Consider the following 22820-nt stretch of genomic DNA (forward strand, 5'->3'; position numbering starts at 1 on the left):
GATGACAAAGCGTTACTACTTCTTAATACGTTACATACCAGCACAAGCCGACCATGAATTATTGGCAGGCCGGTGTATATCCCAAATGCACTTGTTTATGGTTAATAACCGACAAGCCATGAATAAAATAGGTGTGAGCTTTCCCGACTGGAGTGATGCTACGGTTGGTCAAACCATAGCTTTTGTTGCCGAAGATAAAGAGATGATGGTTGGACTCTCTTTTCAGCCCTATTTCTCTGTGATGGTAAATGAAGGTTTATTTGAGATCTCCAGTGTATGTGAGGTGCCAGACACTGCGGCTGAGGTGCGGTTTGTCCGTAACCAAACGATCGGGAAAAGTTTTCTGGGTTCCAAGAAACGTCGGATCAAACGAAGCATGGCTAGAGCCGAACTATCTGGTGTTGAACCATCGTTACCAGCCACTAATGAAGAGCGTGTCATCGATAGTTTTCATCGAATACCAATCTCCAGCGGTTCATCAGGGGAAGATTATAATTTGTTTGTGCAAAAGGAGTTTGTCGGTGAGCGTGTTGCAGCAAACTTTAATAGCTATGGTTTAGCCACCAATCAAGAAAGAAAAGGCACGGTACCTGAGTTTCGTTTTTGACCTTCTTTCTAAAGCTCTTTTTTAGAGATTTAAAAACAAGGGCTTACAGAACTAAGAATAAAAAGGGTATTTTGGGGTTTTGTAATGTAAAACCAATAGAATTAACAGCTTAGTGACTATAGTTAACAGTGTCCTGCCGCATAGGCAGCTAAGAAACTACTGAACATATCAAAGTTAGTTGTACCGATGTGTCCTGCCGCATAGGCAGTTAAGAATAGGCCAGGAAGAAAGCAACCTTCCTGCTGAACAAGCAGTTAAAATCAAAGCCATCAAGTTTAAGCTTGGTGGCTTTTGTTTGTTTACAATCGGTTTTATTCGTCCCACTTTCTAACATGGAAATGCCGCGAAGTTTGTTTAAGCGCATTCACTCTAACGGTAGTCTAGCTGATTTTGCTATACTGCAACTTATCTAAAATTCCTGCTAGGTTGTATGAGATGAGCAAGAAAAAGCTGACCGAAAAAGAGCTGTTAGAAGGGATTACTCCTTATAATGCCCACAGTGATTTACTCACCAAGACCGAAACAAAGCCTGATTGGGTGCCTTTCGCCGACGAGGTAGAGCGGATTACAGATGATTTAATGGCTAACCGAAATGAGGTTTTCGATGAGCTTAGTTCAGGCTTTGTGAACCCAGATATTTTTCTTTCAAACCTCAAGTTAGCACTTGATCGCCTTCCTGATGGTGATATTGAGCTTTGTGATTTGGGCAATGAAATTGGTCGGGTTATAGCTAATTTGAATTCACCAAATAAGACACTCTTACGTGAAGTAACTCATGGTATTGAACATGGTTTTGACATGATTAGCAAAGAAAGAGGAACTTCGAATGAATAAGCTTGATGAATGGGTCGACAACAATATGACATTAACCAGTATCATCATAATGGTTGTGGGCTTAATACTCGGATACATCCTTTTCTAGTATCAATTACTAAGGTTTCGAGGAAAAACTCAGTTGTTGCCAATTCTGCAACAACTCCAATCTTCTAATTGTGCAACAGCCTGTTGCACAATTGCGGTACAACCTGTTTCGTGAATTATTTCTGCCCCATTGTTGGTTTCATCAAAAAGCCTACGCACTCAGTTGGGTTAATTTTGACCAAATATATATAATCCGACACCCAAAACTCATAAAGTACGAAAATGGGTGTCAGAGTGCAGTTTTTGACTCAAATGAACTCGCTGGTTTTTGCTCTGTAAATCGCACTGAAATCGTTACAAACTTTTAAGGCGGCATAGAATCATATAGCCTTGATTAACCGTCTAAAACCTTCGCTAAGAGCGTTTGACTTGCTATAAGGGCTGTTTCTGAGCGCAAATTGACGGATTTTACATAATAGGAATAATAACTACCAGATTTCTAACGCCACGCGTTGCGAATCCATCTTGAACCGTTGTTGTTATGCGAAATTCGACAATGCTGATTTGTACGCCTTTCTAGCTTCGGTACTTAAGTAGCTGTCCATACCTTGGAACAGTTCAAATAGTTCAGCACCATATTTGAGCTTGAACTCTTCACTGTTATAAACAAGCTCTAGCTCATTAGCGACCGTTAACTCGCAAAACAATTTTACCGTTGTACTATCGAGTTTGAATATTGAACCAGTAAATCTGTCTTTAAATTGGATTTCTAGCACTTTTCCAAATTGAGGGAATACATAGTCTCGGTCGCATGAGCAATACAAATAAACCAATGCTTCTTCATCATTACCAATAATTCGCGCTATTTCTTGGCGCTGGTTTAACGACACCATGTTTTCATCGAAACCTGCTGTTCCATATGCGGCATGAAAAAGACCTGCGATTTGAAGTAACTCGCTACTACCCCAGTTAATCAGAACTTGTTCAGTTCCTTTCAAGTGTGCTTCCAATGAACCGTTAAGGTGCTGAAAGTCACCTGCCCCAAGTTCTTGAAGTATTGTAAATTTATCCATAAATATCATTTCCTTTAGGTCGTATAACGCTTTCTATACGGTGATAGGTCGTATTTATGCGTTGATTTATGCCTATTTAACCTTTCATGGTCAACATGATATCAAAGACTTAAACTGATTTTTTGAATGTTAGAAGGCAACATGTAGCTAAATGTGATGAATTGAATTTAACGTAATGGCACTTAGTCCGCACCTAAACTAATCTAACCTTCTTGCTAGTGCGATGAGCAAAATCGCACTAGCTTTTCCCAACAACTTTGCAATACCTGTGATTATTCATAGTTTTCTAATTTAGCAAAGGAACTAGCAAGCTTTTGTCCAACAATGAGTTGACGGGACAAATCGTCCCATGTGAACATGGTTAATACTTTTTTGCCTCTTTTCATTAACGTATATTTTCAGAGGCTATACATCATCTATATAACATTAGCAGCGAATGTAGAAAAATATTTGAGAGTCGACTATGAAAGTAACCTTACGTAAAGCTCAATCGTGTGATGTGGATTACCTTGTACATCTACGTGATGTCACTATGCATGATTACCTTATAGAAGTTGGGGGGGATGTATCACGCGAAGCCTACGAACGTAATATTATGTGGAAGTATGAAGAAGCAGCGCAAATCATCCAAGTAGATGGTCAAGATGCGGGCTTCTGGCGGGTGGTATTTGAAGAAGATAAGGACCGCTACTACTTAGACCTAATTCAGGTTCATCCCGACTTTCATGGTATAGGTGTTGGCGGAACTTTAATTCGCAACCTAATCGAACAAGCTCAGCCAGAGGGCAAAGATGTAGCTTTGTCCGTTTGGAAGATAAATTTGGCAGCTCAACGGCTATACGAGAAGTTAGGTTTCGTGGTTTGTGGTGAAGACGGCGACGAGTGGTTACTAAAATATCAAAAAGAAATTTTCGATTAGTGCAAAACAACAATTGCTGAATCGCTATTTCGACCGTTGACTTTTTATGAGGCTAGCGGCTAAAACAGATCTGCCCTGGAATTGGTTAGATTAAATACTCTACACATATTTGGGGCGTGTGTTTGCCCTACCAAATTCTAATCCGAGCCTTATGAATTTCGGTGTGAGCTCAAACTAGCCTATAACCCAGAAATAAGAGGCTATTGCTAACCTCTTATTCGGTAAAGCGGGTGATTTTAGTTAAAGTAACTTGGTTACACTCGATTGATTAGTACTATCGTTAACTTGATATCCCAAAGCTCGAATTTGCTCTCGGATTGTATCTGCCTCATCAAATCGCCCCTGTTGTTTCATACATTGACGTTGCTCAGCGAGCTGCTGAACTTCCTTTGGAATAGTGACCTGTTCAACTTTTTCAAGATCAAGGTCAAATACTTGATCAAAATAAAGTAGTGTCGCTTTTTTATTGGCAGGCTCTATGGAGCTATCGGTGACCTCCCATAGTAAAGCGAGTGCTTGTGGCGTGTTCAAATCACGGCTGATATGTGCAAGAAATTCAGCTTTGAACTGGTTGTCAACGTGACCACCGTCAGGCATGCCAGTGATTTTTTTTCTTAATCTACGCAGTGCCTTTTGTGCGCCATTCAATCCTTCCCAAGTAAAACTGAGCTGGCTACGATAGTGACTGGTTAGAGTTAAATAACGATAAGATAGAGGGTCATAACCTTTGTCGATTAGGCTTTCTAAACGTAGTGTAGAACCCGACTTAGATATTTTCTCATTGTTCATATTTAAGAAGTAACCATGCAACCAAAAGTTTGCTTGTACATGACCGTTTTTCGCTTGGCATTGTGCAATTTCATTGGTGTGGTGGACAGGGATGTGATCCTCACCACCGATATGTATATCGAAGGTTTCTCCCAAGTACTTTTCTGCCATCGCTGAACATTCAATATGCCACCCTGGGAAGCCATTTCCCCATGGGCTTGCCCACTCCATTTGCCTTTTCTGTTCGCCAGTGAATTTCCAAAGTGCAAAATCTGTCGGATGCTTTTTCTCCGCCATATCAACGCGAATGCCAGCTTCTAAACCTTCTTTATCTAATCGTGCAAGCTTGCCGTAGTCGGGTAGTTTGTCTGTATCAAAATAAATACCATCACTGGTTCGATAGGTATAGCCTTTAACTTCGAGTGACTGAATAAACGAAATTTGTTCCTGAATATGGTCGGTTGCTCGGCAAGTGATAGAAGGTTTGAGAATGTTGAGCCTTTCGAGATCAGTAAAAAATGCCTTTTCGAAATATGTAGCAATATCCCAAGCTGATTTAGCTTGTTTACGTGCGCTTTTCTCCATTTTGTCTTCTCCAGTGTCACCGTCTGACACCAGATGCCCAACATCGGTTATGTTCATGACATGATTAACATGATATCCATTGAGCTGTAGTACGCGTTTTAGAAGGTCAACGAACAAGTAGGTACGCAGGTTACCGACATGTGCATAGTCATAAACGGTTGGGCCACATGCATAGAGGCCAACCTCACGAGGTTTAATCGTATAAAACGGGCTAAGTGTTCTATCAAGGGTATTAAAGAGCTGGAGTGTAGCTTGATTCATAAATCATATCCTTATAAATACAAAAAGGCCGTGGATGAAAACATCAACGGCCTAGGAAAGAGTGCGATAGGTTTGCTATATAATAGGTACACTAAAGCGGCCGTAAATGAGGTATTTACAACAGCAACATAGAATTTGAGTGGAAGTAGTTATCAGCGTCATTTTTTTAAAATAAAATAGATAATTAACAAAAGCAATACATTTATTCGATGACTATGTTGAGCGTCATCGTTGGTAGTAATGGACGTCACCCGTACTATCAAAACGGGGGCATTAAACTTAGTTACTTCCCATACTATTAGTTATCCATGAATTGCTAATTTAGCTGAAGCTATAATTCATTTCTGTCCAAAGACGTGCTGACGCCGATCTCAGCAAACACGTCTTTGCCCCTTTTCTTTTCAGGCGAAATAAAAGCTTCTATTCAGTTACACTAGCTTGACTAAAAATTACTAATGCACGTAATCTAATCTATCGAATTGCATAAAAACTAGTGGATTGAGCGAATAGAATGAATGTAAGAAAAGCGATTAAACGAGACTCACGCAAGTTGCTAGAACTTATTGGACACAAAGCCGCTTTCGATCGAAAAATGAAAGGATTTCACGGTGAAGTCTCTACGAACAAAGAGAAGATTGAAAGAACCTTATTTGGTGATTATCCGTTTGCTCACGCACTGCTATTGGAAGCCAATGGCGAAGTTCAGGGGTTCGCCTTGTTTCATTATCGTTATTCCTCCTTTATTGGAGAACCATCTATTTGGCTTGATGACCTGCTAGTTGTTGATAAGCATCGGTCAAAGGGGTTTGGCGTTGGACTTATGCAAGCTCTAAAACTAGAAGCTGAAAAATCGTTGAGTTCTCACATTTCATGGACAGCTAGCCCACACAACACCAAAGCTCATAATTTCTACAAGAAGTTAGGTGCAGAAGTCGAACGAATGGATGGTAAGAGACCGTATTTCCGTTGGGCTATTTAGGACTAACAAGACTTCTTGCTAGTGCGATGAGTAAAATCGCACTAGCTCTTCCCAACAACTTTGCAATACCTGTGATTATTCATAGTTTTCTAAATTAGCAAAGGCACTAGCAAGCTTTTGTCCAAAAGTTTGTTACACACATGTCGATTATGTCTGCTAGAGGATTAATTGGAGCGTAGTAAATTTACTACGTTGAATTTTAGTAGTTTTGTAAATATGCAGACTTTCGATGCAATGTTATGCGAACTTATGTTGCAAATAGTATTTTAACTCTTTGATAGTTGGTTCGCGTTATGAAGGCTTATGTTGCAAGCATCACCTTAAAAAAGCCGCTCTTTATGAGCGGCTTTTTGCTATCTGAAGCTTTCCAAGTGTCTTGTCCAACAAGGGTTAGGCTTGGTGATCTTTTGTCGAATGTTTCCTGTTTTTACCGCTTTCTATACCTAGTCCCTTTAATCAGGCTTATTTGCTGATCAGTTTCACTAAATATGTTCAAGCTGAATGAGCTACTCGCTTAGCTGCTATAGTCTGTCAATCTAAAATGGCTTTGATAAAAAGGAGCTTCACGATTTGCAAACATCATTAATAGTGACGCTTTAGTTGCGATAAATACTGACTGTGTTGCTTGCTTGTCTCGTCGTTAAAGCGGTACGAAGCGAGTATGTAACAGCGACATTCAAGGGCGCGAGCGAGTCGAAAGTAACAAACCACAGTAAAGATTTTTTGCTTCCATCTTCAAGCGCCTCAAGAAAACCTGAATTCTCTTTTGCGGATAATGCTGTCGCTGTCGCTGCCGTGCCGTATTCTGAAAAGTCTAAATCGTGAACATCAATGCCTTCTTTACCGGCGAGTATGGAGGCATGTTTGATGAAATCAGGGTGAATTACCGCCTAGTCAGCGGCAAAAATCCTTAAGTCCATATTCCAAGCGTGTTGAACGAAAAGTTCGGGAGTTATGTGATTTTCTGGTAGGGGACTTTCTTTATTTTTATCCAATCTAAACTCAGCCAAGGTTGTAATGGTTACGCCTAATGGGATAAATCATGAATAGTCAATGTACCACTACACCACAAAGCTCTGGCTAATGTAGCAAAAGCACTAGCAAGGTTTTGCCCCATTATCTCTTAGTTAAACCTATCAATAGCAAAGCCCAAGCCACGTGATTACTAAATTTCTCTAATCTAATAGATGCCAGCAGTCTTCATCCAATATCTGAACAGATTCACTTAGAATTCAAAATCTTTCCACAATTTTCGAACTGAGCTATCAGGGTCATTGACCTGTTCCGATGTAACATCAAATTGCATTGTTGGTCGTTCCGATAAATTGTAAGGAGACCAATCAGCTTTACTTGTCTTGATGAATGTTAGCCATTGGTTGTGCATGGCATTAATAAGTTCAACTGGAGGCTGTGAGCCGACAAATGTTTTTGTTTGTTCGTTGTCAGTGGTATTAAACACAAACGGTACGTCAACAAAGTGTGCGGCTCCTAATTGACCCTCAAACGCAGGTGACATCCAAGAAAAGTTATAATGCCAAACTTTGTTGTCATTTTTAGCTAACTGTTGAGCAATGTGCAGTGCTGGCATTCTAAACGTAAAATCAGATTGAATGTCGGCAAACGTGTCTCCAATAGACTTTCCTTTATCTTTTGTTGAATACACACCCGCAGGCCAACCTTCCAATGACAAATCTGACAATAATAGTGACTTCGTTTCTTCCTTCGTATTGTTAACGGCACCACTTGGTACCAAGTAGAGTCGTGATTCTTGATCGGTACTACCAACAATGACCGGAATGGAAGGTGATGCTTTGGTAAGATCTTTCATTGGAGACTCGACAATGATATCGCCATCAACAACGGGCAAAAATGCGGTGCCTCCCCACGACAGCATTCCCCATTTGTCACGATCTTGTATGGTATAGCCCATATCAATAACGTTCTTAACTAATTCAGGAAATGGGACCGACGATAAACCTTCAACGGTGGCTGGAATGTTCAGTTTTTCAGTATAGCTTTGTGTGATTTTCTGAGCTTCTTTTTGGGTTAAAAATGCCATTGGGGGGCTTTGCATAATGGCTTTTTGGAATAGGCCTTCGACTTTTTCGGTACCTAATAAAATGGCAACACTTTCAGCCCCGGCTGATTGACCTGCGACCGTCACTTGGCTAGGGTCTCCACCAAAATCTTCGATGTTATTTTGTACCCATTTAAGAGCCATGATTTGATCAAGAATGCCGCGATTATCCGGTGTGCCTTCAAGGTGCATGAAGCCATCAACGCCTACGCGATAATTGATCGTTACAACGATCACGTTGTTCTTCGCAAAGTTTGTACCATCATAAGCCAACTCTGCAGCGTCTTCTCGGATAAATGCACCGCCTGGGATCCACACCATGACAGGCAGCTTTTCATTTGATGCCTTGTTGTTGGTAGCAATGGCGTTAGTCGGTGTCCATATGTTCAGAGTAAGATGTCCGGGAGCCCCCACCAAGGTGGTGTTTTTACCTCGGCTTGGTTGTGGAACGGGTTGGCCTGCTTTTGTTGCATCTAATATTCCACTCCAAGCTTCGTATGCTTGCGGAGCTTGAAATCGGCGATCTGTCGTAAAAGGGTTTTGCGCATATGGAACGTCATAAAATGTGGTCACACCATCATGGTTGCTTCCCATAAGTTTACCAGACTCAATGATTGCCACAGTTGAGTTTTCAGAGTTTTGGGTGTGGGCAAATAGTGTATTACTTTGAATTAAACCTGCACTGAGGCATGCGACTAGTACCATTGTTTTTTTCATTTCATTCGGCTCGGTATTGGAATAGAAGGTCAGTATAAAACCTAGTTTGAAGTTGATATATATGCTATACGTCAATAGATTGTTGCATAAATCGAACTATTGAGGGTGTATGGATAGAATTGTTTCAATGGAAGTTTTCGTTTCTACTGTCGATCTAGGAAGCCTGACGGCAGCATCTGAGGCTTTAGGAATGTCACGATCCATGGCGACTAGGCATATAACCGCGTTGGAAAAGTCTTTAGGTGTATGTTTACTGTATCGTTCAACAAGAAGCTTAGGTATCACTAACGCGGGTCGTGATTTATTGCCTTTCTGCCAGAATATTTTAGAGCAGAATGCCCAACTATATAGCTTAGCCCAAGAACAGCACTCTCAACCTAAAGGAAGAATTTCACTGGTTACCAGCATTTCGTTTGGTCAGGGTTATCTTGCCCAAGCTATTGAACAATTCATGCTTAAGTACCCTGACATTAAAGTCGATCTCACGCTGTCGAATCAGTCACTGGATTTGATAAAACATGGGGTTGATATGGCTATCGAGTTGAGCAATGACCTGCCCGAATCTTTAATTGGAAAGAAATTGGCTGATTGTCCATCGGTGGTTTGCGCTTCCCCTCAATATCTAGCAGAACATGGGGCTCCTTTATCTCCCGAAGATTTACTCGATCATAATTGCTTGATCCACAAACGAATAGGCAATGATTGGCTGTTTGTTCCTAAGGTCGGCTCTAAATCTGCTCAGCCCATTAATGTGACGGTCACAAGTAACTACTCTGTAAATGATAGTTCCATACTTCTTAATGCAGCTATTAATGGCAAAGGTATAGCGTGTTTACCTCTGCCTTTTATTGACAATGAAGCACAAGCTGGAGCTCTCACTATTTTGCTAGCAGACTGTCAAGTGAACCCTGTTGGCATATGGGCGCTGTATCCCTCAAGACAATACCAGCCTAAGTTACATCGATACTTGTTGGACTTTTTACAAGAAGATTTATCGATTAAACATGATCATATGCTTAAAATTGATCTATGAAGCTATATTGGTAATGAAACCAAGTAACAATGTACCCTAGTTAACCGGTTAGTTACTTCTATCCTTTTAAAGGTTTCGTATTCTCAGCATGTAATGAATGAGTTAATTTGGACTGCTGCATAATTGTTGCCCGTATAGTTGCGATATTCGAAGTTATGTAAGTTCAGAGTGTCCGATGGTTCGTACCTCAGAATTGTCCATTTCCTTCTAACTACAATCGTGATGACCAAATAAATAAGGAGGTCATCATGATGGTTTTTAGCAAAACGTAACGAAGTGGCGTCAAAAAGCCTTTTCGGCTTGAAGAGATTTGGAGAATCAGAACCAGACTAGAGATTGAAAATAGTTTGATGCAACTTGCGCTACTTAACTTAACTTAGCTATCGACAGTAAACTTAGAGCTAGTGACTTGCTCCCCCTCAGGGTTTGCGATATCTCTTTGCAAGATAGAATATTTAATAGCGTTAAGCATATTCAGCGAAAAACAGACATTGAAGTTCAATTTGAAATCACGATAAGAACTCAACAAAGTCTAATGAAATGGATTTTGATTGCTTCTCTAAATTCTAACGATTTTCTTTTCCCAAGCCAAAGACGGAAGCTGCAACCAATTAGCTGTTCGTACTATCGATACCTTGTTAGAAAGTGGGCATCAAATCTTGGATTAGATCAAAACTTGTGTGGCACGCACTCAATGAGACGAACCAAAGCGACATTAGTCTATGCGAAAACGAAAAATATCAGAGCGGTGCAACTTTTACTAGGGCATACAAAGGTAGATAACACAATCCGCTACCTTGGTGTTGAACTAGAAGACGCATTGTTACTTTCAGAAAACACTGATTGTTAGTTGAAATGAACCCCATTTCTTAGGGGCTCACTAGCTGGTATTCAAACAAGTTGTTGCCCCAAACTGTGCTAGCGCTGCTCAGCCTCTCAAACATCGGTCATGTGGTTTTCGCTAAATTTTCTCATGAATTGCTTATTATAGATATATTCAGAGTATCGGGTAATAACCATTCCTTCCGCGCCTCATCTATGACATAGAGTGTACCATTGTTGGTTTATCTATGACTTTTTCTGCGCAACTGACTCATGCTAAAGACTTCAATGTGCGCGATACACTATTTTTCGCCCATTAATCAATTTCACTTGTGACAAAGTTATCAGAATTACGCATTTTCGGTAACGTTCCCGAAAGTATCAATCTATCATCCACCCAGATACAAAAGTGAAGTAATCAACACGACTGATTTCTATTTCTTCTTCGATATAGAGCTTATACATCAAAAGTATAAGCCGAAATGCGCTTACGAATTATTTGGGGAACGTTTGCAAGGAATCCAAAACAATTAACGTGAGAACATAAGAATGAAACTACACACTTTAGCGGTTGCTGTAACAATGGGGCTAATGACTACATCGGTATTAGCAAGTGAAGACGTTGCAGCATTAGAGCAACGTATTAATGAATTAGAACAAAGAGTTGCACAAACGGAGCAGGTTTCTACCGAAGCCAATGAAAAGGCTTCTTCGTTTGAGTTTCACGGCTATGCGCGCTCTGGGTTATTGATCAACGACGACCTAAACGGCGCGACAGGTACTGGTCCTTACATGACAGCGGCGGGTGCGATTGGTGCGCCTATTGGACGTTTAGGGGTTGAAGATGATAATTACGTTGATGCCAATTTTAAGTATAAGCGCTTCAATGATGACGGTTCTCGCGCATTATTTAGCCTCATGATGTCAGATGGTACCGAAACAAGTAACGACTGGACAGCGAGTGAAAGCCAACTAAATGTGCGACAAATCTATTCAGAATTAAGTGGGTTAACTATGTTCGCTGAGTCAGAAGCGTTTTCTCAAGCCGCGTTCTGGGCGGGTAAACGATTCGATCGCGATAATTTTGATATTCACTTTTTCGACTCAGATATCGTTTTCTTAGGTGGCACAGGCGCGGGTGTATACGATGTCCAGATGGCGGACAACTGGAAAGCTAATTTTTCGATTTATGGTCGAGACTTTGGCGAGATCGATAGCCCATCGACGGATATTGAAAACTACATTGCAACCATGAATAACCGTATTGGCCAATGGCAAGTTATGTTGAGTGGCATGACTTCAGCAGATAACGATAGCCGCCTAAATGGTGCTGCTGAAGGCGGTGTACACGCGATGCTTGCTTACCATGGAGATAACTTCTTTGGTTTGAGCGAAGGCTTCTCTAAGACCGGTATGTTAATTGGCAGCGGTTTAGGTGCGGAACTAAAAGGCATCGGCTCAAATGGTGATTTACTTGATGATGCAAAAGCAGTGCGCCTGTTTAGTTACGGTACGACTCGCATTAATGACAACTGGCGTTTAACCCCTGCGTTAATGGCAGAGCATAGCCAAGACCGATTGAAGAAGAATGACGAGTTCACATGGGCTTCTTTAAACGTTCGATTAGCTCAAGAGTTCACAGAAAACTTTGAGATGGTTTACGAAGGTTCCTTGCAGTACATGGATTTGGACAACTCGACAGAGCAAGCGAGCGGCGGTTTCTACAAAGCCACAGTGGCACCAACGTTAAAGCTTTCAACCAGTACCGGCTTTTTTGATCGACCAGAACTGCGTTTTGCTGTGAGTTATGTGGACTGGAGTGAAGACCTGAATGGTTACTCGATCAGCACTGACGCAGATGCAGCAACGATGGGAGAGGGCGGCGAGGTTCTATTTGCTCTTCAGATGGAAACTTGGTTCTAATTGCTTGATATATCGTTTAGATAGAGAGTGCCAATCATGATGTGATATTTGCATCATTAAATGCCAACCTTATCGTTTTAACTTGTGGGTTGGCATTTTGGCATCTGTGTTTAGATGTTTGACTAGTTAATACTCTGGCTCTTTTTGCCAGCTGTTGAACTGATTAACTAGCAAGATTCTCGGTCAATGGTGGTGAAGGTCAGCACCATTTTACTCATTTCAAAGCCTTTTTTCTCAATACGGTCGAGCAACAGTTTGGCTCCATTTTCTCCCGCTTTATCAAATGCATAGTTAAACGTAGAAAGCGTTGGTGTACATACTGAAGCGAGTTCATCGTCACCCACACCGAGCACCAAGACATCTTTTCCTGGAACGAGCCCTGCTTCCTGAATCGCTCTGATCGCACCGATTGCGATACGGTCAGTGGCACAGAACAGGCCGTCGAGCTTCTTGCGCTCTTTGAGAGACTGCTTAGCCAGCTGGTAGCCGGAATCTATGGTGAAGTCGCCTCGCGCGTGAAATTGCAGTGTGAGGTCGTTGAATTGGAGCGATTGAGTAAACCCTTCCGATCTCATCTTGTCAACCGCGATGTCATCGCCTTGTACACCAATGAATCCCATATTCTTACAACCTTTCGAGATGAGGCGATTACCCGCTTCGAACCCTACACGTGCATCATCGTGAACAATGCTTGGGATGTTAAACATAGAGCCATCTTGACCAACCAATACAACAGGTACTGCAGAGCTTTGAATGGCTTTGACTAATTGATCGTCTAGGTGAGTTGCGTACAGGATAATTCCTTCTACACGTTTTTGATTAAATATTTGAATATATTCGAGTTCTTTGTGGTGTTTTTGGTGTGTGCTCGCTAAAAGAACATGTTTCCCCGCTTGCTCTAATACTGCGGTTAAACCGTCGACACCTTGAGAGGTGGCGTGGGAAGAAACCCTAGGAACAATCACCCCAACCAGGTTAGTTTTCTGAGACTTTAAGTCTTTAGCGACTTGGTTTGGGAGATAGCCACACTCTTCGACTGCTTTCCGCACCTTCACTTTGGTCGCGTCTTTTACACCATATTCATCGTTGATTACTCTAGAAACCGTCGACTTGGAAACTCCTGCGAGACGAGCGACATCATGAAGACTAGCCATTATTCATTATCCATTTTTAGTTTTGGGATTGTTTGCAAACAGAGCATCAAATTTCCCTGTTTGCAAGACGATTTTAACCTTGTCACTTCATCCTAGGGAGACAATTTGAAGATCATTCTCACACTATTGAATCGTTATCTTTGATCATTTGTTCTTTATAGGCAAAAATTTGTTTTGCAAACGTTCCCGAAAATTCGAAGGCTCAAATGATAATCCAATGGGGTATGTAATGAATTATCCAAAAATAGCAAAAGAGTTGCTCACTCTATTAGGTGGTAAAAGTAATATCACTGCACTCGCACATTGTGCGACTCGTCTGCGCCTTGCTGTTGCGGACCAAGACAAAATTGATGAAAAGGCGATAGATAACCTTGATGGGGTTAAAGGCCAGTTTAAGGTTGCGGGTCAATATCAAATTATCTTCGGCTCCGGAATTGTTAATCAAGTTTATGTTGAATTGTCTAGGTTGACAGAGATGACGGAGATGTCTACCAAAGAGGTGGCGTCTGCTGGAGCTGATAATCAAAATATTGTTCAACAAGCCGTGAAAGGGTTGTCTGATATTTTTGTGCCAATTATTCCGGCGATTGTTGCTGGTGGTCTGTTGATGGGGATCTACAATCTATTAACGGCTCAAGGCTTGTTTATTGATGGCAAATCCATAATCGACGTCAATCCGGCTTTAACCGACTTGGCAAGCATGATCAACACATTTGCTAATGCTCCTTTTGTCTACTTACCTATTTTATTAGCATTTTCAGCGAGTAAGAAATTTGGTGGCAACCCATATTTAGGTGCAGCCTTAGGTATGTTGATGGTTCACCCAGACCTATTAAATGGTTGGGGGTTTGGCGGAGCATCAGTGTCGGGCAACATTCCTGTTTGGAATATTCTAGGTTTTGAGATTGAGAAGGTTGGCTATCAAGGCTCCGTACTTCCGGTTTTAGTGTCTGCGTTTATTCTAGCTAAAGTAGAGCTCGGTCTTCGTAAGGTTATTCCTTCTGTTTTAGATAATCTGTTAACGCCTATGTTGGCCATTTTTGTGACGGGGTTGCTAACATTCACTGTTGTCGGTCCGTTTACTCGCGACATTGGCTTCCTACTTGGCGATGGACTGAACTGGTTGTACAACAGTGCTGGCTTTATAGGTGGTGCGGCACTTGGTTTGATTTATGCGCCTTTTGTTATCACAGGTATGCACCATAGCTTTATCGCTATCGAAACGCAGTTACTTGCAGATATTGCAACGACTGGTGGTACTTTTATCTTCCCTATCGCGGCGATGTCTAACGTGTCACAAGGTGCTGCGGCACTGGCGGTTGGTTTCATGACTCGTGATACAAAAATGAAGAGTATTGCGATTCCTTCTGGTGTAACAGGCCTGCTTGGTATTACTGAGCCTGCAATGTTTGGTGTGAACTTAAAACTTCGTTACCCATTTATTGCTGCGGTTTGTGGCGCAGCGGTTTCAAGTGCGTTTATCACTATGTTTAATGTGAAAGCACAAGCGCTTGGCGCAGCGGGTATTCCAGGTGTTATTTCCATATCACCGGAAAAAATTGGCTATTACGTGGTGGGGATGATCATCGCGTTCATCACTGCATTTGTATTGACCGTCGTTTTAAATCTGCGTGAGCGCAGTAAACAGAACACAAAAGCCATAGCTTAGTACTTTCCCTAGAAGTGAAGTCCCCCCTTCACTTCATTTTCTATGTTTGGGGTACTAGCTGAGTAAATTAACTTGGCTAGTCTTTTTCTATTTTTGCATGACAGTTTGAATAGCTACATTGCGGTTGGTTGTCATGAGTTTGAATTTTAAGGTAAGCAAGATGAATCAAGTTTGGGTAACTGGAGACGCCGTCGTCGACCTCATTCCGGAGACTGATACGACGTTGTTAAAATGTCCTGGTGGTGCTCCAGCTAACGTCGCTGTGGCGATTTCTCGCCTGTTAGGCAAAAGTGCATTTTTTGGCCGAGTGGGTAATGACCCGTTTGGCGCTTTTATGGAAGAGGCTTTGCAAAAAGAAGGTGTGAATACCGAGCGTTTGGTGAAGGACCCTGAACAACGTACATCCACTGTGGTGGTTGATCTTGATGGCCAAGGTGAGCGCAGCTTTACGTTTATGGTTAAACCAAGTGCCGACCAGTTTATGTCTGTTGAAGACATTCCCGTATTTAAGACAAACGAGTGGTTACACGTCTGCTCAATCTCTTTGGCTAATGAACCAAGCCGTAGCAGCACTTTTGAAGCAATCCGACGCATGAAATCCGCGGGCGGTTACATCAGCTTCGATCCAAACCTTCGCGATGAAGTGTGGCAAAACCCATCTGAAATAAAACCTGTTGTCATGAAAGCCGTTGAGCTGGCTGATGTGGTTAAATTTTCAGAAGAAGAACTGGATTTCCTAACCGATTCGACTTCGATGGACCAAGGTTTGGCTCATATTGCTGATCTCAAAAACACGCTTGTTCTGGTTACGCAGGGCGCGAAAGGCGTCTGGCGAGTATTTGAAAACCAAGGCGTATTGATTTCAGGTCGTTCGGTTACTCCAGTGGATACTACAGGTGCAGGCGATGCTTTTGTTGGCGGCTTGCTTGCAAAGCTTTCTCAACACGAAGGGTGGGACAATCAGCAAGTCGTTGATTCTGCAGTTACATGGGCAAATGGTTGTGGTGCTCTAGCAACGACGCAAAAGGGTGCGATGACAGCACTTCCAACGCAAGACGCTCTTGCTCAGTTTATTACTCCTGAACAGTTTGTTGCTGCTGACCAAGTTGCCATCTCGGCTCAGTCTAATAAACAAGGCATCTCAAGTGCGACAAACACTGAGGAGAATGTATGAGTTTGAATTCGAACTGGACAGTAGAGCAAAGGTACTGTCGCGTAGAGCAGATTTCTCAAGACAGTATGGATGCGATGGTAAAACAGCGTAAGCAAGATTCTGGATACCCTGGTTACCATATTGCTCCCAAATTTGGCTTGCTGAATGACCCGAATGGTTTGTGCTATTTCAACGGCGAGCATCATATTTTTTACCAATGGACGCCGGTTGGCCCTGTTCATGGCATGAAGTATTGGTATCACTTGTCGACAAAAGATTTTATTCACTTCGAAGACCATGGCATTGGACTGCATCCAGACCAAGACTACGATTCTCATGGGGTTTATTCTGGTGGATCTCTCGTTGAAAACGACGAAGCTATTTTATTCTTCACGGGAAATCATCGTGATGAGAACTGGGAAAGGTCCTCAACTCAGTGTTTTGCAAAGATGTCTGTCAAAGGGCAAATAGAAAAGCATGGTGTGGTTATCGAAAATGAACACTACACAGAACATTTCCGCGACCCAAAAGTGTGGAAGGACGGTGACGATTACTTGATGGTTGTTGGGGCTCAGACCCAAGAAAAACGTGGTTCAATGGCGCTGTACAGAAGTCGTGATCTCATGAACTGGCAGCATAAAGGTTCTATTCAAACTCGTTACAAAAATCTTGGCTATATGTGGGAATGCCCTGACTTTTTCGAGATAGATAACCAGTCAGTGATGTTGTTTTCTCCACAAGGTGTCTCTAGCGATAATCCGTACGATTTTAAAAACATTTACTCAGTGGCTTACATTGTTGGTGATTGTTTGAATTTAGATTCGATGGAATTTGAAAACCATCAAGATATCGCGCAGCCTGATTACGGATTTGATTTTTACGCTCCTCAGACTTACTTAGACAATTCCGGTCGCCGGATCTTGATTGCTTGGGTAGGCCTTCCTGATATCGACGCTCCATCTGTAGTGCACCAATGGGCGGGTATGTTGTCATTACCTCGTGAGTTGAAAATCCAAGATGGTTATCTTGTTCAATCTGTTTTACCTGAATTGAAAGCGCTGCAAGGTGAAGCTGTTGTGGTTGAGAGCGTTCTTGAACTGGATACAACCAGCTTCATTGTTCAGCTTGAAACGGAAACGGGCAAGTTTGAGTTAACGATTGCTAATTCTGCGGGCGATAATATTGTGTTCAGTGCTACAGAAACGGAGTTCATGCTTGATCGCAGTAAGATGTCTCAGCTCTACGCGGAAGAGTTTGGTTTGGTGAGAAAAGCACCGAGGTTGAGCACCAAGCAAACCATCGAAGTTTATGTCGATAAGTCAGTGATCGAAATCTTTATCAATGGCGGTAAGCATACAATGACCAGCCGTTTCTTCATTGATGACTTGAGTTCGTTGTCGATTACTGGTGACTTAAAAACCGTTTATCACTCGATGAGCCAAATTAAAGGGCTAGATGATTAAGTTGTTACAATTATACAAACCACTTTACGAGTGGTTTGTATTGTTCTGAAGCATTTCTGTAGTGGTCAGTGAATTGGGCCGCTACATTAGAGGCTTTGCTATACCTCAAGTTATCCGCTAAATGCTAAATTAGCATTTCATATAACACGAAATTGTCCAAAAGTGTGTTACACACATGCTCACTATGCTTTCGGAGGGCTCATAAGGGTGTGGTAATTTTACAACGTTGGATTTGGGTTATTGTTAAAATTTGCAGACTTTTGATGCAATGTTATGTGAACTTATGTTGCAAATGGTATTTTAACTTGTTGATAGTTTGTTCGCGTTATGAAGACTTACGTTGCAAGCATCACCCTTAAAAAAGCCGCTCTTTATGAGCTAATGCCGATCGTTTAAGAAGACTTGAACGATCCTGCAGTTAGAAGATAATCCTCATCAACAATGTTGATGGGGATTTTTTATGCTTGAACAAGAATTAGCAATGGCACACGAGACCATTGAAGATGCCGACAATTATGAATCTGTCGTCGACGCCATTCAGATTGAGTGGATAGAACAAGCTCTTCTTGAAACCAATAAAGCGAGCATAAGACGACGCCGACTTCCCGCTCAGCAAGCTGTCTGGTTAGTTATTTGGATGGGACTGCAACGCAACATGTCTATCAAAGAGGTATGCAGTTCATTAGACATCGCACTTCAGCCTAAACCTGAAGATAGTTGGTCTCGTGTTGCACCCAGTGTCCTAACTGATTCACGCCGACGTCTAGATGAGAGTCCGTTAGCGGCTCTGTTTCACACAACGGTAAAGGCTTGGCGCGAAGATATCCTTCAACAAGACAAAGACTTAGGGCTTAATGTTCTTGCTGTCGATGGGACAACATTTAGGTGTCAAGATTCCACAGAGAACGCTGAAGAATTTGGGTTCATCTCTAAAAAATTGAAACCTTACCCTCAACTTCGTTTAGTCGCTTTGATGTCAACAGAAACACGAATGATTATGGGGGCAGCTTTTGATGGTTGTCATGTCGGTGAAACGACCCTAGCCAAGCGCCTATTCAATGATATCCCCGCACACTCATTGACCTTATTTGATCGTTGTTATTTCTCGGCAGACCTTTTGTTGTCGTGGCAAGAGAGTGCGGAAAATGCTCACTGGTTAATGCCTGCAAAACGTAAGCTACGCTATGAAGTGTTGGAGAAATATGCTGAGAACGATATGCTCATTTCAATGCCTATCTCTCCTCAAGCTCAACGGCAGAACCCAAATTTACCCGCACGTTGGGAGGCCAGATTAGTCTTATATCAAGAGCCAAAAGGTGAGATAAAAGGTTTTATTACTTCACTTACAGACCCTAGTAAATACTCGCTAGAAAGCTTGCTGCGTATTTATTGGCAACGCTGGGAGATTGAAGAGGGTTATGGTGAAATAAAACAGACTCAACTGCAAAGCCACGTCACTTTACGAAGTCGTTTTTCTGCCGGTGTGAAGCAAGAGCTTTGGGGCGTATTACTCGCCTATAACTTAGTGCGATTAGAGATGGTTAAGATAGCTTCAGAAGCCGGGGTTCGAGCAACTAGGGTAAGCTTTACTGCTGCAATTAACCTTATAGATGCTCAGTTACGTTGGTTAGCTTTAAGTCCAGACGGAACCCTACCAGTCAAACTTAAAAGGATGAGAGAAAGTCTGAGTCACTTCATTCTTCCAGATAAAAGAAAGGACCGAACGTTTCCACGTTCAGTCCTCTTTGTTCCAGCCAAATATCCGTTTAGGTTCAAGCAGTAATGCTTATCCGAACGGCATTAGCTCTTTATGAGCGGCTTTTTGCTATCTGAAATTATCATCACTTAACTTACTTTTTTCATGATGAAAGCTCTAGCAACATGGCTTATTTTCTTCATTCACGACAGCCTATTTTGTTTCATGGAAATGTGAGGAGCAAGTTATTTGGCAAATATAAACAATAACTTGTGAGTAATTATATATATCCCAGTAACTCTTTATGCTCCACTAACTCCAACTGAGTTTATGGAGAAACACCTTTGAAATTAGCAAAACACCATGCTCTTGGCGTGAGCCTCATTTGCGCTATAACATTATCAGGATGTAGCTCAAACACGCACAACAGCAACGCCCCAGTCGTGCTCAATGAGTCTTACTATACCGACCTCTATGATTGGAACAAAAGTAAGGGACTCAATAAGAGCTTTCTGGGTCGCGGTATTAACATGGGTAACTTCTTTGAGTCCCCTAACTACGAGGGCGAATGGAATGGTGATCTAACCATTCAAGCGAGTGATTTTGGTAATATTGCAAGCCACGGGTTTGCGAGTGTACGTATCCCTGTTCGCTGGAATGCACATGCGCTGGAAAACGCCCCATTTACTATTGATACAGCATTTCTATCTCGAGTTCAGCAAGTGGTTGATGAGGCGATTCAAGAAGATCTGCGCGTGATCATCAACACCCATCACTACAACGAAATGTTCTACAACAAAGGTGAGTTTCAACACCACAGACAAAGACTCAATGCAATCTGGAACCAATTAGCCACACATTTCCCATTGGATGAATATCCAGAAGATAAGCTTGTCTTTGAGCTACTCAATGAGCCGCATGAAGAGGTGGGTGTCGATCAGTGGAACCTACTTATCGACGACCTAACTAGCCTACTGTGGAAAGACAATGCCGATACCCAGAACAATTCTCTAGGCCAACGAAAAATCATGATTGGCACGGCTGATTGGGGAGGGCCATTCAAACTGCCGGATCTAAAACTGCCGCAAGAATCAACGCCTGACAACACCATTATCACAGTGCACTTTTATGAACCATTTAAGTTCACCCACCAAGGAGCTGAGTGGGTTGATGGTGCTAGCGATTGGGCTGGAATGCGTTGGCTGGGCATTGATGCTGAAAAGCAGACGCTATATAACTATTTAGATGCAGTCTCTGCCTGGAATAATAAGCAAGGACGTGGATTTGAAATCAATATCGGAGAGTTTGGTGTCTATAGCAAAGTCTCAAATCCCTTAGATCAAAGAGCTTGGACAGCCTTCATAGCAAGAGAGTCGGAAAAGCGGAGCTTTAGTTGGCACTATAGTTCTGGATTTGGTGCTTATGATCCAATTGCAAAGCAGTGGCGATCTGCACTGATCGAGGGACTTATTCCTACAGATAAGTAAGGCAACGACACTGAACATAGCTCATATGGACACGTTGAACAGAAATTAAGGAAACAGCATTGGCGTTGAGTTCAAACATAAGAAACGTTTTAGATCAGCACGCCTAAAACGTTTTTGGCCAGAACCGTCAAAGATGGCACTTCGTAACTCAGAATTGCCCCAAAGCAATTCAGAGTAAATTCTCATTTATGTTCTGCTGATGCGTTTCCCCTACTAAAAATAATTCAAACTCAGCACATCTGGAAATCGCGTTACTTTTCGCTTTCCAATCTCGCGAGCCTTAAAAATGCAAAAATGCGCGTCTACCACTCAAAAGTGGCTCTTATTGCTTTGCTCATTCTCTTGAAAGAACTTAACCTAAAAATATAATAGGAAGATACATAATCTTTTACTATTATCACTTCTTAAAAAGCATAAATTTTGTTATGGCGAGTTCATTTTATGAGTAGTAATCAGGTTTCTGATATTCCGTTAGTTTCACGTGAAAGTGTTGAGTTTTTTGCGTCTATGTTTAAGGACATCGACGACAAAACATACGCATTACTGCGAGCCGCGACGATACCCAATGATATTCACAAAGACACACCTTATGAGTACTTACCTGAGTCTTGTTTAAAAAATTGTTTGGAGGTTTTGGCGCAACATCTAGAGGATGACAGACTCGGTTGGTTATTCCTTCGATCATGCAAAGAGTCTTTTATTCCACGTATGCTTATGACGATTTCTAAGACGACCTCCCTAAAAGATGCGCTAGAACAATTTTGTAAAAACATTACAAATGAATCTACTGCAACCAATGTTTATCTCGAACAGAAAGGGGGGACATGGTGGTTAGTTAGGGAGAAAATCGGTGTAGAAGATGTATGGTTTAAGTACGCTGAAATGTTTTCTGTTATTTATATGGCTGAACTTTTAAGATCTCTAACTAATAACCAATGGAGCCCCAACAGGATTGGTGTTCAAAGCCCTTGTATCGAAGATTTTTCCAAATTGTCTTCACTAGATCAGGCTCAGTTCTTTATAGAAAGGCCTGTGACTGCCGTTGAAATATCAGAGGTGCTACTTTTCGCACCAGTGAAAATAGAGGCTAATGTTAAGCGTAGGGAAGTTGTGGTGTCCTCGAAGGACCTCAATGCATTGAGCTTCAAAGAACAATTTGAATTGGCTATCTCACCCTATTTATCTATGGGTAAATTACCCATCAAACTTGCCGCAGAAATATTGCGTATGAATGTGAGAACGTTACAACGACGACTTAGTTCGGAGGGCATTGTGTATAAACAGTGTATAGAAGAACTTGTCTTTGAAAAAATAGCTTATCACTTACACTCTAGTGACGAGTCTATCACCCAGATTGCAAATCGTTTTGGTTACTCTGACTCGGCGCACTTTTCACGTTCATTCAAACGTATCTTCAATCAATCACCTTCGACTTATCGTAAGCAATCTAGATAATAGAGTTTCTACTCAAAAGGCTAATCTTGCAGTCATCAAGTGGCTGTTGAATGTGTTTTTTAATCTGCTAATATCATAAAGCATCATATTTATTAATAACTTAATTACAAGAATGTCA

At 41.8% G+C, this 22820-nt stretch carries 15 protein-coding genes and 2 pseudogenes; 13 read left to right on the forward strand and 4 right to left on the reverse strand.

Features of this window, described 5'->3' with window-relative positions; translation table 11 throughout:
• The first annotated feature begins 1 nt into the window (after position 1).
• Both cas6f and ITG09_05370 read left to right on the forward strand, forming a co-directional pair.
• On the forward strand, positions 2-607 hold the full coding sequence (cas6f, locus tag ITG09_05365; GenBank protein UPR53056.1) for a type I-F CRISPR-associated endoribonuclease Cas6/Csy4: 606 nt from the start codon (positions 2-4) through the stop codon (positions 605-607).
• Between the two features lie 435 nt (positions 608-1042).
• A complete protein-coding gene (locus tag ITG09_05370) occupies positions 1043-1441 on the forward strand; it encodes a hypothetical protein (GenBank protein ID UPR53057.1) in 399 nt (132 codons plus the stop codon).
• 566 nt (positions 1442-2007) lie between these two features.
• On the opposite strand, the gene ITG09_05375 is transcribed toward ITG09_05370, so the two are convergent.
• Complete coding sequence (locus tag ITG09_05375) at positions 2008-2541, reverse strand: hypothetical protein (GenBank protein ID UPR53058.1); 534 nt, start codon at positions 2539-2541, stop codon at positions 2008-2010.
• Positions 2542-3004: 463 nt separating this feature from the next.
• Between ITG09_05375 and ITG09_05380 the strand changes: the two genes are divergently transcribed.
• Positions 3005-3460 carry a GNAT family N-acetyltransferase gene (locus ITG09_05380; GenBank protein UPR53059.1) on the forward strand — a complete coding sequence of 152 codons (456 nt, stop codon included), beginning with the start codon at positions 3005-3007 and terminating at the stop codon, positions 3458-3460.
• A gap of 240 nt (positions 3461-3700) precedes the next feature.
• On the opposite strand, the gene ITG09_05385 is transcribed toward ITG09_05380, so the two are convergent.
• Positions 3701-5074 carry a cysteine--tRNA ligase gene (locus ITG09_05385; GenBank protein UPR53060.1) on the reverse strand — a complete coding sequence of 458 codons (1374 nt, stop codon included), beginning with the start codon at positions 5072-5074 and terminating at the stop codon, positions 3701-3703.
• Positions 5075-5585: 511 nt separating this feature from the next.
• Here ITG09_05385 and ITG09_05390 point away from each other — a divergent pair.
• On the forward strand, positions 5586-6053 hold the full coding sequence (locus tag ITG09_05390; GenBank protein UPR53061.1) for a GNAT family N-acetyltransferase: 468 nt from the start codon (positions 5586-5588) through the stop codon (positions 6051-6053).
• Positions 6054-7278: 1225 nt separating this feature from the next.
• Here ITG09_05390 and ITG09_05395 read toward each other — a convergent pair.
• A complete protein-coding gene (locus tag ITG09_05395; protein ID UPR53588.1) occupies positions 7279-8835 on the reverse strand; it encodes a carboxylesterase/lipase family protein in 1557 nt (518 codons plus the stop codon).
• Positions 8836-8956: 121 nt separating this feature from the next.
• Here ITG09_05395 and ITG09_05400 point away from each other — a divergent pair, with 121 nt between their 5' ends.
• From ITG09_05400 to ITG09_05410, 3 genes and pseudogenes are all read left to right on the forward strand, one after another.
• Entirely contained in the window at positions 8957-9880 is a 924-nt protein-coding gene (locus ITG09_05400; GenBank protein ID UPR53062.1) for a LysR family transcriptional regulator, read from the forward strand.
• A 308-nt stretch (positions 9881-10188) separates the two neighbouring features.
• Positions 10189-10730, forward strand: a pseudogene (locus tag ITG09_05405) (tyrosine-type recombinase/integrase).
• Between the two features lie 521 nt (positions 10731-11251).
• Positions 11252-12625, forward strand: a complete 1374-nt coding sequence (locus ITG09_05410) for a carbohydrate porin (protein ID UPR53063.1) — start codon at positions 11252-11254, stop codon at positions 12623-12625.
• 167 nt (positions 12626-12792) lie between these two features.
• On the opposite strand, the gene ITG09_05415 is transcribed toward ITG09_05410, so the two are convergent.
• Positions 12793-13779, reverse strand: a complete 987-nt coding sequence (locus ITG09_05415; protein UPR53064.1) for a LacI family DNA-binding transcriptional regulator — start codon at positions 13777-13779, stop codon at positions 12793-12795.
• Positions 13780-14008: 229 nt separating this feature from the next.
• On the opposite strand from ITG09_05415, the gene ITG09_05420 reads away from it, so the two are divergent.
• The 6 genes and pseudogenes from ITG09_05420 to ITG09_05445 all read left to right on the forward strand — a co-directional run bounded on the left by ITG09_05420 (position 14009) and on the right by ITG09_05445 (position 22702).
• A complete protein-coding gene (locus ITG09_05420) occupies positions 14009-15448 on the forward strand; it encodes a PTS sucrose transporter subunit IIBC (protein ID UPR53065.1) in 1440 nt (479 codons plus the stop codon).
• 160 nt (positions 15449-15608) lie between these two features.
• A pseudogene (locus ITG09_05425) lies at positions 15609-16523 on the forward strand (aminoimidazole riboside kinase).
• A gap of 95 nt (positions 16524-16618) precedes the next feature.
• Positions 16619-18064, forward strand: a complete 1446-nt coding sequence (locus tag ITG09_05430; protein UPR53066.1) for a sucrose-6-phosphate hydrolase — start codon at positions 16619-16621, stop codon at positions 18062-18064.
• A gap of 460 nt (positions 18065-18524) precedes the next feature.
• Positions 18525-19847: an IS4 family transposase gene (locus ITG09_05435; GenBank protein UPR53067.1), complete on the forward strand. Its 1323-nt coding sequence runs from the start codon at positions 18525-18527 to the stop codon at positions 19845-19847.
• Positions 19848-20104: 257 nt separating this feature from the next.
• Entirely contained in the window at positions 20105-21247 is a 1143-nt protein-coding gene (locus ITG09_05440) for a glycoside hydrolase family 5 protein (protein UPR53068.1), read from the forward strand.
• A gap of 441 nt (positions 21248-21688) precedes the next feature.
• A complete protein-coding gene (locus ITG09_05445; GenBank protein UPR53069.1) occupies positions 21689-22702 on the forward strand; it encodes an AraC family transcriptional regulator in 1014 nt (337 codons plus the stop codon).
• Positions 22703-22820 lie beyond the last annotated feature (118 nt).

It is taken from the genome of Vibrio cyclitrophicus, assembly GCA_023206055.1.
In the GTDB taxonomy this organism is placed as follows: Bacteria; Pseudomonadota; Gammaproteobacteria; order Enterobacterales; family Vibrionaceae; genus Vibrio; species Vibrio cyclitrophicus_A.